Annotated in this window: 25 protein-coding genes; 13 read left to right on the top strand and 12 right to left on the bottom strand. The window is 42.4% G+C overall.

The window, feature by feature from the left end; translation table 11 throughout:
• Positions 1 to 400, bottom strand: a 400-nt coding sequence (locus VJB08_06165; protein ID HLD43537.1) for an ATP phosphoribosyltransferase, incomplete at its 3' end; no start/stop codon positions are given.
• A 467-nt stretch (positions 401 to 867) separates the two neighbouring features.
• Between VJB08_06165 and VJB08_06160 the strand changes: the two genes are divergently transcribed.
• From VJB08_06160 to infB, 3 genes are all read left to right on the top strand, one after another.
• A complete protein-coding gene (locus tag VJB08_06160) occupies positions 868 to 1,500 on the top strand; it encodes a nucleotidyltransferase domain-containing protein (protein ID HLD43536.1) in 633 nt (210 codons plus the stop codon).
• A complete protein-coding gene (locus VJB08_06155; GenBank protein ID HLD43535.1) occupies positions 1,488 to 2,030 on the top strand; it encodes a HEPN domain-containing protein in 543 nt (180 codons plus the stop codon). The genes VJB08_06160 and VJB08_06155 overlap by 13 nt, the downstream gene beginning before the upstream one ends.
• Before the next feature lie 197 nt (positions 2,031 to 2,227).
• A complete protein-coding gene (gene infB, locus VJB08_06150; protein ID HLD43534.1) occupies positions 2,228 to 3,967 on the top strand; it encodes a translation initiation factor IF-2 in 1,740 nt (579 codons plus the stop codon).
• Positions 3,968 to 4,040: 73 nt separating this feature from the next.
• On the opposite strand, the gene VJB08_06145 is transcribed toward infB, so the two are convergent.
• From VJB08_06145 to VJB08_06135, 3 genes are read right to left on the bottom strand one after another with little or no spacing between them, the layout of a single operon-like run.
• Positions 4,041 to 4,520, bottom strand: coding sequence for a HEPN domain-containing protein (locus VJB08_06145; GenBank protein ID HLD43533.1), 480 nt, complete (start codon positions 4,518 to 4,520; stop codon positions 4,041 to 4,043).
• Positions 4,521 to 4,551: 31 nt separating this feature from the next.
• Positions 4,552 to 5,124, bottom strand: coding sequence for a nucleotidyltransferase domain-containing protein (locus VJB08_06140; GenBank protein ID HLD43532.1), 573 nt, complete (start codon positions 5,122 to 5,124; stop codon positions 4,552 to 4,554).
• 45 nt (positions 5,125 to 5,169) lie between these two features.
• A complete protein-coding gene (locus tag VJB08_06135) occupies positions 5,170 to 5,424 on the bottom strand; it encodes a hypothetical protein (GenBank protein ID HLD43531.1) in 255 nt (84 codons plus the stop codon).
• On the opposite strand from VJB08_06135, the gene VJB08_06130 reads away from it, so the two are divergent.
• From VJB08_06130 to VJB08_06110, 5 genes are all read left to right on the top strand, one after another.
• Complete coding sequence (locus tag VJB08_06130) at positions 5,417 to 6,835, top strand: dihydroorotase family protein (GenBank protein HLD43530.1); 1,419 nt, start codon at positions 5,417 to 5,419, stop codon at positions 6,833 to 6,835. The two genes, VJB08_06135 and VJB08_06130, sit on opposite strands and share 8 nt — an antisense overlap.
• A 54-nt stretch (positions 6,836 to 6,889) precedes the next feature.
• Complete coding sequence (locus VJB08_06125) at positions 6,890 to 7,735, top strand: hypothetical protein (GenBank protein ID HLD43529.1); 846 nt, start codon at positions 6,890 to 6,892, stop codon at positions 7,733 to 7,735.
• Between the two features lie 364 nt (positions 7,736 to 8,099).
• The gene (locus VJB08_06120; protein HLD43528.1) at positions 8,100 to 8,699 is read left to right on the top strand and encodes a hypothetical protein; all 600 of its coding nucleotides are present in this window, start codon (positions 8,100 to 8,102) and stop codon (positions 8,697 to 8,699) included.
• Complete coding sequence (locus VJB08_06115) at positions 8,692 to 9,225, top strand: hypothetical protein (protein ID HLD43527.1); 534 nt, start codon at positions 8,692 to 8,694, stop codon at positions 9,223 to 9,225. Before VJB08_06120 ends, VJB08_06115 begins: the two co-directional genes overlap by 8 nt.
• Before the next feature lie 43 nt (positions 9,226 to 9,268).
• Positions 9,269 to 10,186, top strand: a complete 918-nt coding sequence (locus tag VJB08_06110) for a dihydroorotate dehydrogenase (GenBank protein ID HLD43526.1) — start codon at positions 9,269 to 9,271, stop codon at positions 10,184 to 10,186.
• 3 nt (positions 10,187 to 10,189) lie between these two features.
• Here VJB08_06110 and VJB08_06105 read toward each other — a convergent pair whose 3' ends face one another.
• The 6 genes from VJB08_06105 to VJB08_06080 form a co-directional block, all read right to left on the bottom strand.
• Positions 10,190 to 10,831 (bottom strand): hypothetical protein, encoded by a 642-nt coding sequence (locus tag VJB08_06105; protein HLD43525.1) that lies wholly within the window; start codon positions 10,829 to 10,831, stop codon positions 10,190 to 10,192.
• Positions 10,824 to 11,066: a hypothetical protein gene (locus VJB08_06100; protein ID HLD43524.1), complete on the bottom strand. Its 243-nt coding sequence runs from the start codon at positions 11,064 to 11,066 to the stop codon at positions 10,824 to 10,826. Before VJB08_06100 ends, VJB08_06105 begins: the two co-directional genes overlap by 8 nt.
• A complete protein-coding gene (locus VJB08_06095) occupies positions 11,063 to 11,263 on the bottom strand; it encodes a hypothetical protein (GenBank protein HLD43523.1) in 201 nt (66 codons plus the stop codon). Before VJB08_06095 ends, VJB08_06100 begins: the two co-directional genes overlap by 4 nt.
• A 165-nt stretch (positions 11,264 to 11,428) precedes the next feature.
• Complete coding sequence (locus tag VJB08_06090) at positions 11,429 to 12,385, bottom strand: Fic family protein (GenBank protein HLD43522.1); 957 nt, start codon at positions 12,383 to 12,385, stop codon at positions 11,429 to 11,431.
• A gap of 111 nt (positions 12,386 to 12,496) precedes the next feature.
• Positions 12,497 to 12,676, bottom strand: a complete 180-nt coding sequence (locus tag VJB08_06085; GenBank protein ID HLD43521.1) for a hypothetical protein — start codon at positions 12,674 to 12,676, stop codon at positions 12,497 to 12,499.
• Between the two features lie 123 nt (positions 12,677 to 12,799).
• Positions 12,800 to 13,021: a hypothetical protein gene (locus VJB08_06080; GenBank protein ID HLD43520.1), complete on the bottom strand. Its 222-nt coding sequence runs from the start codon at positions 13,019 to 13,021 to the stop codon at positions 12,800 to 12,802.
• Between the two features lie 96 nt (positions 13,022 to 13,117).
• Here VJB08_06080 and VJB08_06075 point away from each other — a divergent pair, with 96 nt between their 5' ends.
• The 5 genes from VJB08_06075 (at position 13,118) to VJB08_06055 (ending at position 16,897) form a co-directional block, all read left to right on the top strand.
• Complete coding sequence (locus tag VJB08_06075) at positions 13,118 to 13,888, top strand: DpnI domain-containing protein (GenBank protein ID HLD43519.1); 771 nt, start codon at positions 13,118 to 13,120, stop codon at positions 13,886 to 13,888.
• Positions 13,889 to 14,202: 314 nt separating this feature from the next.
• The gene (locus VJB08_06070) at positions 14,203 to 14,727 is read left to right on the top strand and encodes a nucleotidyltransferase domain-containing protein (GenBank protein ID HLD43518.1); all 525 of its coding nucleotides are present in this window, start codon (positions 14,203 to 14,205) and stop codon (positions 14,725 to 14,727) included.
• A complete protein-coding gene (locus tag VJB08_06065) occupies positions 14,724 to 15,146 on the top strand; it encodes a HEPN domain-containing protein (GenBank protein HLD43517.1) in 423 nt (140 codons plus the stop codon). The genes VJB08_06070 and VJB08_06065 overlap by 4 nt, the downstream gene beginning before the upstream one ends.
• 162 nt (positions 15,147 to 15,308) lie before the next feature.
• A complete protein-coding gene (locus VJB08_06060) occupies positions 15,309 to 16,142 on the top strand; it encodes a Bro-N domain-containing protein (protein ID HLD43516.1) in 834 nt (277 codons plus the stop codon).
• Entirely contained in the window at positions 16,121 to 16,897 is a 777-nt protein-coding gene (locus VJB08_06055) for a dihydroorotate dehydrogenase electron transfer subunit (protein ID HLD43515.1), read from the top strand. Before VJB08_06060 ends, VJB08_06055 begins: the two co-directional genes overlap by 22 nt.
• 3 nt (positions 16,898 to 16,900) lie before the next feature.
• Here the strand turns inward: VJB08_06055 and VJB08_06050 are convergent, their stop codons facing one another.
• Together VJB08_06050 and VJB08_06045 are read right to left on the bottom strand one after the other, a co-directional pair.
• On the bottom strand, positions 16,901 to 17,449 hold the full coding sequence (locus tag VJB08_06050) for a 2'-5' RNA ligase family protein (protein HLD43514.1): 549 nt from the start codon (positions 17,447 to 17,449) through the stop codon (positions 16,901 to 16,903).
• 36 nt (positions 17,450 to 17,485) lie between these two features.
• A complete protein-coding gene (locus VJB08_06045) occupies positions 17,486 to 18,319 on the bottom strand; it encodes a class I SAM-dependent methyltransferase (protein ID HLD43513.1) in 834 nt (277 codons plus the stop codon).
• Position 18,320: the final 1 nt, after the last annotated feature.

The raw sequence follows: 18,320 nt of genomic DNA, 5'->3' as shown, positions 1-18,320 counted from the left end.
TTACGGCAGAGAAATCCTTCCCTCTTGAGATGGTAGGCTCGTCTGCAAACATTCCTTCTCTGGAGAGCGATTCCACCAGTTGGCCAAGATTGGAATCTGGAACATTGAATTCCAGGTCAGAATATGTTTTAGCATTTACGGTGCCCTTCAGCATTTCAAAGATCTGATGCGCCTTTTGCTCTTTCCATCCTGTACACGTTTTCCCTGCATACAGCCCTGCGCTTGATTCCATAATTTGCTCAAGCTCCCTCAAACCATACTCCTCAAGAGAATTTCCGGTTTGAGCTGCATCCACAATAATATCAGCTCCTTTGGCTATGTATCCTTCTGTGACTCCATCTGAATTGATTATTGTAACGTGCTTGTTTTCTCCGGCAAAAATCCCCCTTATCTGAATCAAAGGCTATCTTTCTCCAGCGTATACCATAGAAGGCAAATGCCCCATAAAAGAGAACAAGGCAGAGTTCTCTCACTGCCCGTATGTCAAATACCTTATGGCAGTATTTGACCTTGAATGTTGCCATAACCCATATCTCTCCTACAGCAGAGCTGTATCTGGTTGGATTTGTTTTCATAGTATCACCTGAAAGTTTTTTAGAGTTCAAAGTATCTAGAACCTAGTGCAGGAAGACGGATCATACCTACTCGTCAGGTTGACTCAAACCTTTAACTCTATACGGATAGTGTCCAAAAGGCGTACGTTGGTTTTGGTCCTCTTCTTTGCAGCCTTACTGAAATGAGACGGGGGCTGCAGAAAAAGGTTACGCCACCGGTGAAACACCAGTGGAAAGCTCAGCTTCTACTGAGCCCCCAGAATAGCAATCTTTATATACTAAAGTGAATAATGTTATTCATTAAGTGAATAATATGAGAAGAGAAACTGCTTTGAAAATAATCGGAAGGCTGAGAAAAGAACTTGGCAGAGGGCTTACTATCCTAGAACTCTCTAAGAAGCTAAAGATAGGATATCGCCCGGCGTATAACCATATCACTGAGTTAGAGAAAGAAAAAGCCATTATTGTAAAAACGGTTGGCAGGGCAAAACAGTCTTTCCTCAATCTTGACAGCCCTCGATGCCGTTATTTTCTCCAAGAAGTGGATTTAACAAAAAAAGAGGCATTGTATAAAGCCAATCCTAAATTAAAAGCTGTTCTCGAAGGCCTGATTTCCAGAATAACTGCAGCATTTACTGCTGAGATCCATTCTATTGTCCTGTTTGGAAGCTATGCAAAAGGTACGGCTACAAAAATCTCAGATGCCGACCTCTTGTTTATGGTAAGCGATATCAAAAATAAGACGGCGCGAGAGGCAATAGAGCGAGAATGCGCAAGTTATCAGTATTCTTATAATCTAAAGATAGGCCCCCTCATAGCTGACCTAGAAGAATTTAAAAAAATGCTCAAATCTAAGGAGATGAATGTTGGAAAAGAAGCCAGAGACTACGGAATCCCGCTGTACGGCTCAGAACAGTTTTGGAGGTTAGTTGCATGGCAAGAATAGACATTTTGAAGAAGAAAATTGATGCTTACCTACGCAAGGAACAGCTGCTCAAAGATCAGGAATACACAAAACTTGAAAAACCCTTCCTGGGAAAAGCAAGAAAAAATTATACGGTTGCGAATTTAATGTTTAAGATTTCCGGACAGGAGGAGTTAAAGAAAGTTCTTACCCTTGCCTCTGATTTTGAAACGTACGATTGGGTGATTATTGTCTCATATTATTCAATGTATGTATCTGCGCTGGCGGCGTTGGCGCGACTTGGATTTAAGTCCAAAAGCCATGCTGCTACTATCGCGGTCTTGGAACGCCACTACGTTCATCAACAGAAGAATCTGGAAGCTAAGCATATCCAGCAATTGACGAAAGCATATGTGTTGAGTGAGGAGTTGATCAATAAACTTATCCAAACCAAAACACGAAGAGAAACTGCGCAATATGATGCAACTCCTGCGATTTCAGGGGAAAATGCGGCCAGCAGCCTGGAGGATGCGGAAGAGTTTATTACCAGAATTGAGGAAATATTAAGCTGAAGGCCGATAGCCGAAAGCGCGGAGGAGCTTTTGTTGGATCGCCCGGAGACAGGGTGTTGGGTAAAGGGGGGAACGCACAGTTGTTCAGAGGCACTTTCCGTTATAAAGTATTTCAAGAAGTGAGTGTTCTATTTTCATAAATCATCTTCACAGGCTCGCCGCAACCTTTATAACTCCACTTTGAACTCAGTACAGGTATGAAACGCCAGATCATCGTAACCGTTGTAGGCCATGTTGACCACGGCAAGTCAAGCATCCTGGATTATATCAGAGGGAGCTCTGTGGTGAAGAGGGAGGCTGGAGCCATCACGCAGGCAATCGGAGCCTCTATCGTTCCTTTGAGGATGATACAGAAGATATGCGGGCCATTGCTTGATACCATAAAAAAGGAGATCCTTGTGCCTGGAATCCTGTTTATTGACACTCCGGGGCATGCTGCATTTACAACGATAAGGAAGAGAGGAGGGAATCTGGCGGATATTGCCGTCCTTGTCATTGATATCAATGAGGGAGTGATGCCGCAGACCATCGAATGCATCGACATCCTGAAATCCTACAAAACGCCATTTGTTGTTGCAGCAAACAAGATTGACCAGATTTCCGGATGGCAGAAGGCATCAGGATCGGCCCTGCAACGGATTGCAAAGCAGCACGAATCAGTCCAGAAGAGGCTGGATGAAAAGCTGTATACTATTGTTGGAAAACTCTCTGAATACGGATTTGAGTCTGAGCGCTTTGACCGCGTCCTTGATTACACAAAACAAATAGCCATCATCCCCACCTCTGCCAGCACAGGGGCAGGGATTCCGGAGCTGCTCATGGTCTTGATGGGGCTTGGAGGAAGATTTCTCGAGAGCCAGCTTACGGTATCTGAAGGCAAGTGCCAGGGAACAATTCTTGAGGTTAAGGAGGAGAAAGGGCTTGGAGCAACTGTTGACGCAATCATCTATGATGGAACGTTAAAGAAGAATGACATCATTGTGGTTGGAAGCGCTGAAGGAGCCTTTGCAACAAAGGTCAAAGGATTATTTGAGCCTGCTCCGTTAAGTGAGATGAGGGATAAGAAGAGCAAGTTCAAGCCTGTCCAGGAGGTGAGGGCTGCAACAGGAGTGAAGATCCTGGCGGTTGGCATAGAGAAGAGCCTTGCAGGCGCGCCGCTTCGGGGCTGCGGCGAGGGAGAGGTAGAAAAGGTCAAAGAGGAAGTCCAGAGGGAAGTCGAGGAGGTGCTGATCCAGACAGACCAGCAAGGCATCATCCTCAAGGCAGACTCGCTGGGAAGCTTAGAGGCTCTTGCCAAGCTATTGAAGGAGAAGTCTGTTCCTGTCCGGAAGGCTTCTGTAGGCATGATTTCAAAATCAGATATTGCAGATGCTGAGTCGAATCTTGATCCCCTGACTGCAGTTATCCTTGGCTTCAATGTTCCGGCTGCTGCGTCTGACAAAGTCAAGATCATCACCCATGATGTGATCTACAGGCTCCTTGAGGATTATGAGAAATGGAAAGCGAGCATGCATAAGGAGGGAGAGCAGCGGGAGCTTGAAGGGATAACGAAGCCGTGCAAGATCCAGCTTATGAAAGGCTATGTCTTCAGGCAGAGCAATCCTGCTGTTGTAGGGGTGGATATCCTTGCAGGAACGCTTGCAACTGACACTCCTTTGATGAAGGCTGATGGAAAAGAGTTCACACGGGCCAAAGGGATCCAGGCGGATCAGGAGAATATACCAACTGCGGATCGCGGAAAGCAGGTTGCTGTCTCGCTTTCAGGGGTTGTTGTCGGGAGGCAGATCCAGGAGGGAGAGGTGCTCTACTCTTCCATTACAGAGGATGAGTTCAGGAAGCTGAAGCAGCTCAAGAAATATCTCTCCAAGGACCAGATCGATGTCCTGAAGGAGATCGCAACAATCATGCGAAAGGAGAATCCGGTGTGGGGGGTGTGAGACTTCGTCGCTCTTGTTTTGCTACCAAGTGTGAGAAACCGGCTTACAGATCAAAAATGATTGTAATTCAGCTCTAAGCAGCTAATTTTTTCATTTCAATGACAAATTCTTTTGCGCGCTCAAGTGAAGTCTTTGCTTTTGCTTCTTTTGCGCTCTCATTTGTCGTATACTGGAAGATTCCTCTCTTTTCCCTCTCATAATCAAAAGCCTGCATAAGCTCATCGGCTTTTATCCCGGCAAGAGCCTCCTTTTGCATCTCTTCATATTCTTCTATTAATGACCCCTTAAGTTTATCCCTTACAAGAGCAATAAGGCTGTCAGCTGTAACCTTATGCGAAATCTTTTCCCCAACTTTATATCCCATCTTAAATAAAACTGCATTGGCAATATAATACATTGAATAATAAGAGATCACGATTACCCAAAGCCATGAGTGTTTTCCGTTATACAGAATTTCAGCCACGCTCAGGCTTTCGTTTGCATTCTTTTCCAGTATAGTAAACACCTGCCTGTCAAAATCGGCTTTTGTCAAAAGACCGTCTGAAAGATACATTTTGACATTATCTTTTGCTTCCTTTATCCGTTTATCTGTTAGCGTTTTCCATCACCCTATAATATTCTTCTATACCAATCAGGATTATATTCCTTTTTATTGCCTCGCTTACAACCGTAAACTCCCTGCTCTTTAGCATCTCCATAAAATCCTTGTATCTTATGTCAGTTGTGTGAATCTTTAAAGGGAAACGCGATAATGCCTGCCCTATTGGCTTAAAATCTTCTGTGATTACAAGCAGGTCTATGTCAGAATGCTTTGTCTGCCTGCCTTTAGCATAGCTTCCAAACAAAAGCAATATAAATGGCACGTTTACTCTGCGCAAGTCGTTGTACATCACTAAAAGATTCTTGTCTTCCAAAAGCCCCCTCCTTCTCTCAGATTCGACGGTAAAGACAGAATCATTGAAAGCCATGTTAAAAGAGCAAAGGGTGGTGTTTCCAGAATGCTTAAGGCTAACGATGCCTTCCTGTTGCAGCTTTTTTAATGCGTAATACGCTGATTTATAGTTAATCTTCCTTAGTTGTGAGATTCTTCTTATGCTGAAGGGATCTTCCTGGTTTTCAATCAGCAGTTTAAGTATATTCAGTTTTTCATTATCCATCTTAGGTAATACTATTATGGTTTAATACCATATATATAAACTTTTCTATTCTTTCCTTGAAAAATACTCCAGAAAACGCTCATCAACCTTTCGAGGCCTTGCTGCATTGCCTTTCTTTGGCTCAACTGGCTGCATGAAGATTCTTTTCCTTACAATATCCGTTATTATTCCGTGCACGATCATATGACCAAATTCAGCCGGCTTCTTCTCTAGAGCATCATAAATCTCATGCGCGTTGTGGCAAAGGAGGGAGGAGGAACGTTTTATAAAGTAGCAGGTATTATAGATTTCCATGCTCATCCGAAGCGCCTGTATACTCGTCGGAGAAGAGTTCTCTGAAAGAGACATCCTGATTAAGGCAGGAAAGATAGCTCGCATTGGAAAGCGCCTGCATGCAGCCAAAGAGATTGATGCGAAAGGGAGCTATGTTTTTCCCGGGCTGATAGACCCTCATGCCCATTTTAGGGATTTAGGCCAGAAGGCAAAAGAGGATTTCTACACTGGAAGCTGCGCTGCAGCAGCAGGAGGGGTTACCACAGTCTTTGACATGCCCAACAGCTCTCCCCCAACAACAAGCCTCAAAGCCTTAGAGCTGAAGAGAAGGGCTGCGAGGAAGTCCATCATCAGCTACGGGTTCCATTTCGGAGCTGCTTTAGGGAATCTAGACCAGGCCAAAGCATCCGGGCTTGCAGTCAAGGTGTACTTCGGCCATTCAACAGGAAACATGGGGGTCTCTGACCCAAAATACCTCAGGCAGCTTGCAAACGCAGTTCCGCTCATCCTCTGGCATGCAGAAGATCAGGAAACCATTGACAAGAACACTGAGGCATTAAAGCGCAGGACTGACCACTCCGTCCACTCCCATATACGGTCAGCAGAGGCAGAGATCGTTGCCATAAAAAAAATATTGAACATAATCAAAGGCACGCCGTCCAAGCACTACTTCTGCCATGTCTCGACAGCCAATGCCCTCAAGCTCTTAAAAAAAGCCAATGACCCCACCAAAATCAAAGAATCAGATAGTATGAGTAAAAAAGAAAAAATAAATAACAAAAAAGCAATCAATGAAAACAATTCAAGAAAAGAAACAACAAACATCGCCAATGAAGCCTCAAATACTCCCAACCCATTAAAAAATAAAAGATATTTCATAGAAACAGCTCCCCACCACTTGTTTCTCACAGCCAAGGATTTGGAACTAAAAAAGAACTACGCAAAGATGAACCCTAGCCTGAGGGGCCAGGCAGACGTTGACGGCCTCTGGGAAGGAATAAAGGAGGGAACCATAGACGTAATTGGCACAGACCATGCTCCTCATCTACGATCAGAGAAGGAAAAGCCGTATCATGAAGCGCCTTCAGGAGTTCCCGGCATTGAGAATTATCTGGCATTATTATTAAACGCATATCACAAGAAAAAAATACCATTGAAAAAGATAATAGAGCTCTGCTGCAACAATCCTGCTGCAATCTTTGGATTAAGAAACAAAGGATTTATCAAAGAAGGCTATGACGCTGATTTGGTGATCGTTGACATCGATAGAGAGAGAACAATAGAGAACAGCAAGCAATACACCAAATGCAAATGGAGCCCGTATCATGGAATGACACTGAAGGGCTGGCCTGTCATGACGATATGCAATGGAAACGTCGTGTTTGATGAGGGAGGGGTGCATAAGAACAAGGGAAAGGAAGTCTCATCCATGAATTGATTTATGCAAGCCACAAACCCAATCTTTATATATCGCCATTGCTTGGGCTTTGCCATGTTCACGCTTGCTGCATCCTTCCTGAACGAGCAGATAGAAGATTCCAGGGAGATTAACGAAAAGTACGGAGGGAGGATAGATTCTCTCTTCGGAATTTCGACTGATATTCCGTTCGATGGAGGAAGGGAATTCTTCAATGTTCCCCAGATTTCAACGCAAGACCTTATTGGGTTTGTCCACCGATGCAATGATTCGGGTCTCGGCTTTAACTTCGTTCTCAACACAACACTAGTGGAAAATAAGGATTTTGAGAACAAGGCATTTCTCAATCTCCTGGAAAGCTGCCATTCCAGGAAAAACGGAGTCATCCTGGCGAATGATAGCTTGCATGGATTCATCAAGCAGAATTTTCCAAAATTCACAAGAAGAGCTTCCAGAATCTACAATCCGCTGACTGAAAAATCAATCCTCGGGCTCTGCAGTGAGTTTGATGTTGTCGTTCTTCCAGAACAGCTGAATGATAAAAGAGAATTTATAAGAAGGCTGCCTGTGGGGAAGATAGAGCTGATTGCAAACTCCTTCTGCTTCAAGGGCTGCGGAAAGATACCGAAGCATTATGACCTTATAAGCGGGATGAATAGGAGAGCGATTGAGGGAGAGGATCCTGGGGAGCTTTGCCTGAGCCATTTGCAAGGCCTGGGCTTATGCGATTCCCACACCATGGAATCGATTGACAATGTCAGGATAGAGCCTGAGCAGATCCAGCAGTATCTTGATTTAGGGATACGGCATTTCAAGATCCTTGACAGGATGAACCCTCCCACGAAGTCGCTTGCCGAGAGATATGTTTCTTATGCTTCCGGAGCGCCTGTGAAGAGCCTGCCGGTGGTGCAGCATCTGTAGAAAGTTTAACATCATTCCTCCTGCGGTATCCCGGTATGATCCCGTAAAGTCTCCGTCAAATTGAGATTTCCCAACCATCTTGAACGCGTTGAGGGTACTGTGGTTATTATGACATTCCATCTTCCAGTAGGGTATTGAGAATAGGTGGCATTGAAAAGTCATGCAGCGCCCTCTTGTGAGCCATCTTAAAATAAGACAGCAGAGCGACAATGGGGTTGCCCCCTTCGGGGAATGTCGCTATTCTTCCTGACTTGCGCATGGCGAACCTGGCGCTGCCGAGCGAAGCGAGCAACTTTTCAATGCCACCTGAGAATAGAAACGTTTATATATACCTGTCAACATCTAGTTAATAGTTATTAACAAAATGGAAATAGAGAAAAACATCTCCAAATCCGTGCTAAGAGCTTTACTTAAAGACCCCTCAATGCATCACACCATCACGTCTCTTGCCAGAGAATTGAAGATGAGCCGTGTTGGCATGTGGAAGGTTCTCAAGAAGCTTGAGAGGAAAAGATACATCAATCTCAACCCCATCGGAAGCGGAAAGACAAGCACCTATACGATAAGCCTCAATTGGGAGAGCACATTAATGGAAAAAGCTCTTGCCTTGTATCTGGCGGAGGAAGCCATGGAACAGAGGAGATGGCAGGCAGATTTTGCAGAACTTGGATCCAAGACTGATTTTCTCATCCTTTACGGAAGCATTCTCCATTCTCCTAAGCAGGCACATGATATAGATATCATTGGAGTTGCAAGAAAAGACAAATTCACCCCGATACAGAAGGCATTGGATACGATCCAGAGGACAGCAGACAGGAAGATCCATGCAGTACACTTCACCGAGAAAGAATTCAGGAAAGAGCTTCAGAAGCCCAATGAAGCCTTTATTGCCGCAGTGAAAAAAGGAGTTGTCCTGTTTGGACAGGAGAGTTTTATCAGGATTATGAGGAAGATACATGGATAAGACAAGAGACTGCTTTGTAAATGCCAAAAAGGCTGAAGAGAAAGGAAAGAAGCACAAAGGGCTGCTGATCGTCAGGAGAAATGATAAGAAAGCGGAAGAATACATCAGCAAGGCAAAAACAAATCTTGCCACGTGCGATTTATTCAAGGCCAGACGACTGGATTACAAGATTCCTGAAGAATGGTTTTACACTTTGTACTATTGCGCTTTGGCGATCCTTGCGAAATTCGGAGTAGAGAGCAGGAGCCAGAGATGCACTGCATTGTTCCTGAAATACATTAAGGAGAAAGGCCTCATAGACTATGATGGAGACTTCATTGACCGGATTACTGTGCATAGCGAAAAGGAACAACGAAGCATCGTAGATGAAAGGGAGGATGCGCGATATGGTTCTTCGGTGCAAAGCCAGGAGATCATAGAGAAGTATTCGATGATGATGGATATCTGCAAAAGATGCATCTCCCAGACCGAGGATATCGTGTATTCTGAACAGGAGTTTGAAGTTCCAAGAGAGCTTATGAAGTGAGCCCACCAAACCTTTATTAATCAAGCCAGCATTTCCTGTTTCTATGCTCCAAACCAAGCTCTGCAACATAACCCTTTCTAACCCGACAATATTAGCTTCTGGAATTCTCGGAATGGGCGCTCCTATCCTCAAAAGAGTGGTGAAGGAAGGAGGGGCAGGAGCTGTAACCATGAAGTCCATCGGCATGGTTGAGAGAAAAGGCCACCAGAATCCCAAGATATTGGTCTGGGAGCATGGGATGATCAATTGCGTAGGATTGCCTGGGCCAGGATATAAGAACATGGAGGAGGAATGGCAGGAGCTCAGGAAAAGGGATTTCCCATTGATCGCATCAATATATGCACCAACTATTGAAAAGTTCTCAGAAATTTCTTCCTTTATTGCTGAAAAAAAGCCAGAGATGATCGAAGTCAACATGTCCTGCCCGAACACTTCAAAGAATGATGTCCTGTTCTGCACTGATCCTTCTATGACGGGAAAAGTGGTTGAAACTGTGAAAAACGCAGTTGGAAAGATTCCGGTGTCAGCCAAGCTTTCTCCTACAGAGAATATTGCATCTGTTGCCAAGGCAGCGGAAGAGGCAGGAGCTGACGCTATTACTGCTATTAACTCAGCAGGGCCCGGCATGCTTATAGATATTGATGCTAAGAAGCCGGTCCTTTCCTTCAAGACAGGAGGATTAAGCGGCCCTGCAATAAAGCCGATTGCAGTAAGGTGCGTTTACCAAGTCTATGAAACAGTTGATATTCCTGTTATCGGAACCGGAGGGATAACCTACGGCAAAGATGCTATTGAGATGCTCATGGCAGGAGCTACTGCTTTGGGGATTGGCACTGCAGTGCATTATAGAGGGATGGATGTTTTTAAGAAAGTCTGCTCTGAGATGGAAGCATGGATGAAAGAAAGAGGCTATTCAGGCATAAAACAATTGATTGGAGAAGGGCATAAGCAATCACAGTAAAAATCACATTACTGCAGATGGATTACCTATGAGCACTTGGCCTAGGTAATTATTCCATAAAGCTTGTGCAAACAAAAAGGATTCATTACCTCCCCTCCTTAAAACTTTATTAATATTCTTTAACATCTGTTTCTTACTGTTTTCATGCGCGTGAAGAGCTGAATTCCCTTTTAACAGAGAGATAGCAACCAAATTTGACGGCTCTAGAAATAAAGGAGCAACGCTATCCTTCCGGGGAGTTGAAATCCAATTCGAATCCACATAGAACATGAACGGAAGCGTATATCCGATAAAACATCCCTTCTTGGAATCTTTCATACAGATCCTTCCCAAGATACTCCCAGCACTACAGGATCGTGCATAGGTAATTCTTTCTTTAAGTAAGGATGAGTTCGCTTTGTCCGCAAGAACCCCATTCTGTCCCTCTATAGATACTTCAGACCCATGCCCATTAAAGACTATCAGGGAATAGTTAAGCTTCCTGAGAACAGATTCAAATTCCTCCCTATTTGCATTCTTGTCTTTTAATTCCTTGACAGGCACCCCCTTAATCCGAGCTTGATTTATGATTTCTATTGAATATTGTGAAATGTATTCAGTTACGTAATCGTTACGAGGCAGGGTTATAATCATTCCTTTATCCATTTTCCACAGAAACCATCTTTCTGGCAAATTCCCCGCTTGCAACAGCCTTCAAGAAGGACATATGTACCCTGACAATCTGCTGGCCTATCTCATCCCCTTTCTTGACATGCTCTATCATCTCCTCTTTGCTGAGATTCCCGTAAGAGCCTATAGAAAGCTTGAGGTGAGAGGGCATATGTGACTCTATCTTGGTTATAACCAGTTCTTTCATGCTTTCAGATATTTTAGCGCTCATAGGATATCCAATTCCTCCAGTCTTTTTAATAGTTTCTTTCCCAGACTGGTGTTGTCCTTGATCTCCAAAAAGGCAGTGTTCCAAGTGTAAGGCTTCTTGTCCAAAGTAACTATAATATCATCCCTCAATGTTTCAGGCACATTTCCGAAAATACCTATAAATCTGCCCCTCTTGTCCTTGATACGAGTGCCCACCATACAGTATCTAATCCCATTTACATTTAAAAGCCTTTGCAATCATCGGTTAAGTCAACACACGCGTGTTGACTTAACCCGGTTGCCTCAAGATTTCAGAATACCTTCTTATAATTCCAGCTTATAATCATTAAAATGCCTGATGCAGAAGCGGACAAGCTTAGGTGTCTACATTTTCCTTGTTTTGTGGCCACCCAGCTTTTTTCTTAAGTTTGCATACTCCTTCAAATAAAGATCTATAGTAGGCCTTAGATCGTGATTCTTTTCATATGACTGCAATGATGAGTAGTATTCCATCCTATTTTTTAAGTCTATATTAATTGGAGGCAGGCTGTGCTTAATCAGGATATTATTCAGCAAGATTCTGCCAACCCTGCCGTTTCCATCCCTGAACGGATGAATATTCTCGAATTGGTTATGGATCACTGCGCCAAGAACCAAGGCAGGATATGCTGTCTTGTTCTTGTCATACCATGAAACCAGCTCATTCAATAAATGGCTGATCCGGGGTTGGGGGGCTCCTTCATGGACAACATTCCCGCTGCTGTCCATAACAACAACTTCTTCGCCTTTTTTCCTTAATTTCCCGGCAAATGGCTTTGAATTCTTGAAGACAATCTTGTGTATTTTTTTGCTAAGTTCTATGGATAGATGCTCCTTGGTCCCTCTGATAAACCGTAATGCCTCATCCACTCCGTAGGCTTCTGCAATATCCCCTTTTGACTTGTCGGGCCATTTATCCTTTTCCAGGAGATCCTGCACCTCTCTTTGGTTTAATTTGCTTCCTTCTATGGCATTGGTGTTATAGGTGAATATCTCTGAGAATTCTTTCCATTGGCCTTCAGACAAATGCCTTAGCTTTATCGGTATCTTGAATTCAAGTTTTCTTATTGCAGTGATTTCTTCGTCTGAAAGCTGCACCCGGAGCGGGTCTTTTATGATTTTGTAGCGGTGTATCTCCTCCAAAATAAGCTTTTCAGCGATTGTTCTTCTTTCTTCCAATAATTGTATTTTTAAGTTCTGCCCGATGTATTTCCTGAATTTGTGGACTTTTTTGCCTTCTCTGTAGGAATGTGAAAGAAAATACTTAATCTTCTTTCCAACCTTTCGCTTTTCAATATGCATACCTCTAATAGAGGTGACTACATATTTAAATGTTGCTATTTTAGGTGACTACATTTGGTTGTTTTTGTAGTCACCCAAAGGATTCCTCCCGTGCTTGGGTATATAAGAAGCCTATAATTCCGGCCGATAATCATTGAAATGCCTGATGCAGAAGCGGACAAGCTTGTTGAATAATCTTACTTCTTTATATTTCTGCTTCAATTCTCCTGGAGTAGGTTGGAAGACATACACATCAAGCTCGTTGCCATCTTCATCATTTATTTGCCAATTCTCGCCCTCTCTTAGTTCCATAACATATCCATCAGAGTCGCGAAATTGACATAGTACTCTTTTCCTCTATGCTCGATGATGAACGTTTTTTCAAGGATGGTTTGGGTGATTTTCATGTTGATCACCTTTTTTCGGATCCTAACACTACGCCAAGGTATCAGTATGTTTTATTGTTTTGCCGCATTTAACGCACCTTATTTCATATCTTGTATCCTCTAGAGTCTCTCCGCCTTCATATTCCCATTTATTTCCTAACTCGATTATTGCGCCATTATCTCCTATCTTTGGATTCAGCCACCTAACCTGGCCTCTTTCTGTTGTAAGAATCTCTACTTTGGTTTTTGAATTGCAGTACGGGCATTTCATTAAACAAGCTGATCCAGAGGATCTATTTAAGAATGATCATAGGCTGGGGAGCGATCTTGGATAAGATTTATTAACCATCAACATAATGGAATGAGAATGGAACTCAGTATTTACCAAGAGGAAGTATTTGACAGATACAAAAGCAATTCCCAAAGAATACGGGTTCTCACTGAGAATTGGATGGGCAATAATATGTTCTGCCCAGCATGTTCTCATTTAGAGATAAATAAATTTCCAAATAACCAGCCTGTGGCAGATTTCTTCTGCCCTCAATGCAACCAGCAATTCCAGTTGAAGAGTCAAAAGAGTAAGTTTGGAAAAAGGATTCTTGATGGTGCTTATACTTTAATGATAGACTCTATCAAGCACGATATCAGGCCAAATTTCTTCCTTCTGAAGTATAATACTGATTATTACATTGAAAACCTATTCTTATTGCCTTACTTCTTTTTCACCGAGACCATTATTGAGAAAAGGAAGCCACTCTCGCAGAGGGCCAGAAGAGCTGGATGGATTGGCTGTAATGTACTGCTAAATAAAATTCCGCCAGAAGGAATAATAAAGATAATCCATGAGAAAGAAATATACGATAAGACGACTGTGCATAATCAGTGGAAGAAGGTCAGCTTCATCAAAGACACTACTCTGCCTGAAAGGGGCTGGACTCTTGATGTCCTGCGGGTAATCCATGCACTGGAGAAAAAGGAGTTTTCGCTTAAAGAGGTCTATGAATATGAAGAAGAGCTTGCAAAAGATCACCCCGAAAATCAGCATGTCAAAGCAAAAATAAGGCAGCAATTGCAGTTTCTGAGAGATAAAGGAATAGTAAGTTTTAGAGAAAGGGGGAAGTATATAGCGTTGAGATGATTTTGTGTTAGGGTCTTTTTAGCTTAATGGATATGCTGCGCATACCAATGCTTAACAGGAATTCCATCGGTATAGACAAGGAGAAGAGATATCATGCGATTATTAATAAGAGGTTAGGGCAGGAGAGGTTGTAAAGAATTCTTTTGCTCTTGGGTGACCACATTTTAGCATTTTTGCAGTCATCCAAAAGATGCCTCCCAAGCAGGCTAAGAAAATCTGAAGAACTCACAAACTATGAGTCAAACCAATTAAACCATTAGGTCTATCCATTTATACCAAAAGGTTTAAATACTTAAACCAGTCCTAATCTCATCATGCAGCTGGAAGACCTATTCGGCAACAAGAAGATACTCCTCATTCTAAAATACCTTGTAGACCATGAAGACGTCCTCCAGAGAGAGCTGGTACAAAAAACAAAGATATCAAAAGCCACAGTCATAAAATGGCTGTACTATCTTGAAAAAAACGGATTCATAACAAGAAAGACAATAGGCTCTAGCCGCATGGTGAACATCAACAATGATAACGGGGTGATTACCGAACTCAAGAAGATAAATATCCTGATGGGATTAAGCGATATAAAGAAGCCAGAGAATTCAGAGGTATACCTGTATGGAAGCTGCGCAAGAGGAGACTACAGTACAGACAGTGATATGGATCTCTTGATCATAGGAAAGGCCAGAAGAACAGAGATCATACGCGATATGGAATCCCTGGAGAGAAAGATGGGAAGAAAGATAAGTTTTAACATATTCACAGACCTGGAATGGTCAAAGATGGCCAAGCAGGACAAGGCATTCTATGAGAGGGTTGAGAAGGACAAGGTGAGGCTTGTATGATAAGCCTGAAGCAATGCATTGAAAAGAGATTCCTGATAAAAACGAGCCCAGATAAGGAGCTCAGCGAAAAGGAATTAAATGAGTCAGCCTATGACCTTGGGAAAGCTGAAAAAGCGCTCAGTGATGAGGATTACAAATGGAGTATTGTGAAATGCTATTATTCCATGTTTCATGCCGCCAAAGCCGTCCTTTACGATCAGGGCTATATTGAGAAAAAACACATTGCAGTCATTGCTGTATTGGAGCACTTAAACAAAAATGGAAAGATTGAGAGCAGGCATATCAACGATTTTAAGGCTGCGATGAGTGCAAGAGAAGATGCTGATTACCATTATTCCTATTCTAGAGAGACTGCAGAGTTTGACCTTGGGATATGCAGGGAATTTCACGAGATGGCCAGGAAATTTTTAAAGAAATAAGCCATCCCAACACCACCGCAACCATTATAAAACCAGGAATACCCATCTAATAGTAAATCTCATTAATTTATGAACATATTGTGAGATTTAGTAACTAGCAAATCGCAGGATAAATGTTCCAAAATTTGTGCGATTTGCTATAAAGAGAGGGTTCAGGCAAGAATGGACAAAGCCTTAGTCGTCTTCCAAGACAAGCGGATAAGAAGAATCTGGCATGAAAATCAGTGGTATTTCTCTGTGGTGGATGTAGTTCAGGCACTCACTGACAGCCCAAGCCCCAGGCAATACTGGGGGGTTTTGAAAGGAAGAGAAAGTCAGTTGTTAACATATTGTTTACAACTGAAATTACCCTCAGCTGATGGTAAATCCTACGCTACAGACTGCGCAAATACAAAGAACATGTTCCGTATAATCCAGTCCATCCCATCCCCAAAGGCCGAGCCCTTTAAGCAATGGCTTGCGCAAGTCGGTTATGAGCGTGTGGAGGAAATACAAGATCCAGAACTTACACAAAAGCGTATGAAGGAGTTGTACAAGCAAAAAGGCTATTCTGATGACTGGATAGAAAAGAGGGTCAGGGGCATTGCAGTAAGGCAGGAATTAACTGACGAATGGTCTAAACGAGGAGTAAAAGAAGACAAAGAATATGCAATTCTTACAAACGAAATCAGCAAGGCAACGTTTGGCAAGACGGTTGATGAATACAAAAAGCTTAAATCTCTTAAAAAAGAGAATCTAAGGGACCATATGACTGATCTCGAGATTATCTTCACAATGTTGGGAGAAGCATCAACAACAAAGATCGCACGAAGCAGAAATGCATTAGGATTCTCTGAGAATAAAAGTGCTGCCAGGAAAGGAGGTAAGATAGCTGGAGATGCACGAAAGAATCTTGAGCTTGAATCCGGAGATAAGGTTATTACGGATGAGAATTATCTGCAACAGCCTGAATCGCAGAAAAGGAGAAGCCTGAAATGGAAATCCCAAAAGTCCTAAAAATCACGAAAGTAAAGAAGGAATCCAAAACCGTCTCAACCCTCTTCCTGAACCATAAGATTGATTACCAGCCAGGCCAATTTATAATGCTCTGGCTTCCTGGCATTGATGAGAAGCCGTTCGCGTTATCCTACCACTCCAAAGACCAGATAGGAATAACCGTAGAAGCAAAGGGAGAATGCACAAAGAAACTAATAACCCTAAAGCCAGGAGACAAGCTCGGCATCAGAGGCCCCTATGGAAAACCGTTCTCGATAAAGAAGGGAAAATCAATAGTCGTAGCAGGCGGCCTGGGCATGGCCTCAGTGGCAACCTTGATAGAAGAATTAAACAATCCAATCATCATCAATGGAGCAAGAACCAGGGAATTATTATTATACAAAGACCGCTTTAAAAACGCAAGATTCTGCACTGATGACGGCAGCTTTGGATTTAAAGGCTTTACAACAGCGGTATTGGAAAACGAATTAAAAAACAAAAAAATAGACTTCATCTACGCCTGCGGACCTGAGGTCATGATGAAAAAAGTGATGGAACTAGGGTTAAAACACAGCATTCAGGGAGAACTCTCCTTAGAGCGCTTCATGGCCTGCGGTTACGGAATCTGCGCCCAGTGCATGGTAGATGACAGGTTAGTATGCAAGGACGGGCCTGTGTTCAGCTTCAAGGAAGCAAAAAACATGAAAGAGTTCGGCGCTTTCGCATATACTCCTTCAGGAAGAAAAGCGACGCTGAAGGAATATTACAGCCACTAAAAACTATTTTCTATCTCTATTAAACTTTGTCCTTCTTACTATAATCCATCCAGCATCTTCACCAAGATAATAAAAAATCCCCATAGTCTTTGCTGTAAACTTAAAGTTTGGATGATATTTCTTCAGATATTGCTTTGCTTTCCTAAACTTTTCCTCAGTCACGTCGCCAGTAGCAATACTAGAATGAAATTTTACATGTTTACCTTCCAATTCGTGCGGATTGATACTAAACTTACTTTGTAAATCTCTTAAGATTCTAAAATGCAACTCTTTAAGCTGCTTGTTTCTCTTTACATCAAGAAAAATAACTTTATTCCCGAAGTAATTAAACCCTTCTAATTCGATTTCAAATGGAGATATCTCTTTTGCCAAGCTCTTCAGATATTTTACAAATGGGCCTAATTTGTCTGTTTCAAATGGTGCCTTAATGGTTATGTGTGGACTTTGCTTCAAGCCCCAGCATAAACCGAATTTTTCACATAGTTTTAATTCTAATTTACGAGAGTAGTTGTAACATTCATCCTCTAAAAGTATTGCAAATCCGATATCCATTTTTACAATTATGTTTAATCTTATTTAATAAGTTTACTATTTTTTCTGTAAAAATATCGCTCCAAAAGTATAGGGACGGTTGCCAAATTTAGGGTTCATTAAATATGTTTTCCCGTTATCAAAAAATTCTTTGTTTCCTACTAACTCAAAACGCCCTGTTGAAAGAAATGCCCTCCCAATATCTTCTGTTGTTGAGGGTCTATTCTCAGAACTTGTATCCGGCCCAATTGGATAGACATCAGGAGCAGGATTTTTGTAATCAAAAGTTATTGATAACATCCCCTTTGGTTTCAAGCATCTTGCAATCTCCTCTAATGCAAGTTGCTTTACTCTAGACTCTAAATGTTCAAACACACAAATCGAATAAGCGTGATTAAAAAATTCGTCAGGGAAATCCAGTGTCCTCATATCCATATGGTATGAGGACATATTCCAACCCATCTCTTGGCTTAACTTATTGCCGTTCGCAACAATTTCCTCATTAAAATCTATCGAATGCATCTCGGCTCCTCGAGAAGCAAGATAACAACTAAATAAAGAAGAAGTTCCTCCTGCATCTAAAACAACATGGTCTTTTTTTAGTTTAGGGCCGTTTGCCAGGACGGTACATGTTTCCCAATATAAGTACCATGGAAATCTTCCATCATCAACAACTCCTGTGAGCGGCTCATAATCTGAACCTCTATTGTCTATCCCAACACCCTGCAGACTTTCAGCTTCTCTGTCGTCTGTCATAAAACCATACCAGTTTGTGATATTCAATCCCCTAGAGTAAATGTCACGAATCAAGTCATCAATCCGGTTTATTGCGGGCATAGATTCATCAGTAAACAAATCTCCCCGGTCCATGGTTTTGTTTATGATTTCCATC

The sequence above is a fragment of the Candidatus Nanoarchaeia archaeon genome (assembly GCA_035290625.1).
In the GTDB taxonomy this organism is placed as follows: Archaea; Nanobdellota; Nanobdellia; order Woesearchaeales; family DATDTY01; genus DATDTY01.
This window is presented reverse-complemented; position numbering and strand designations above follow the sequence as displayed.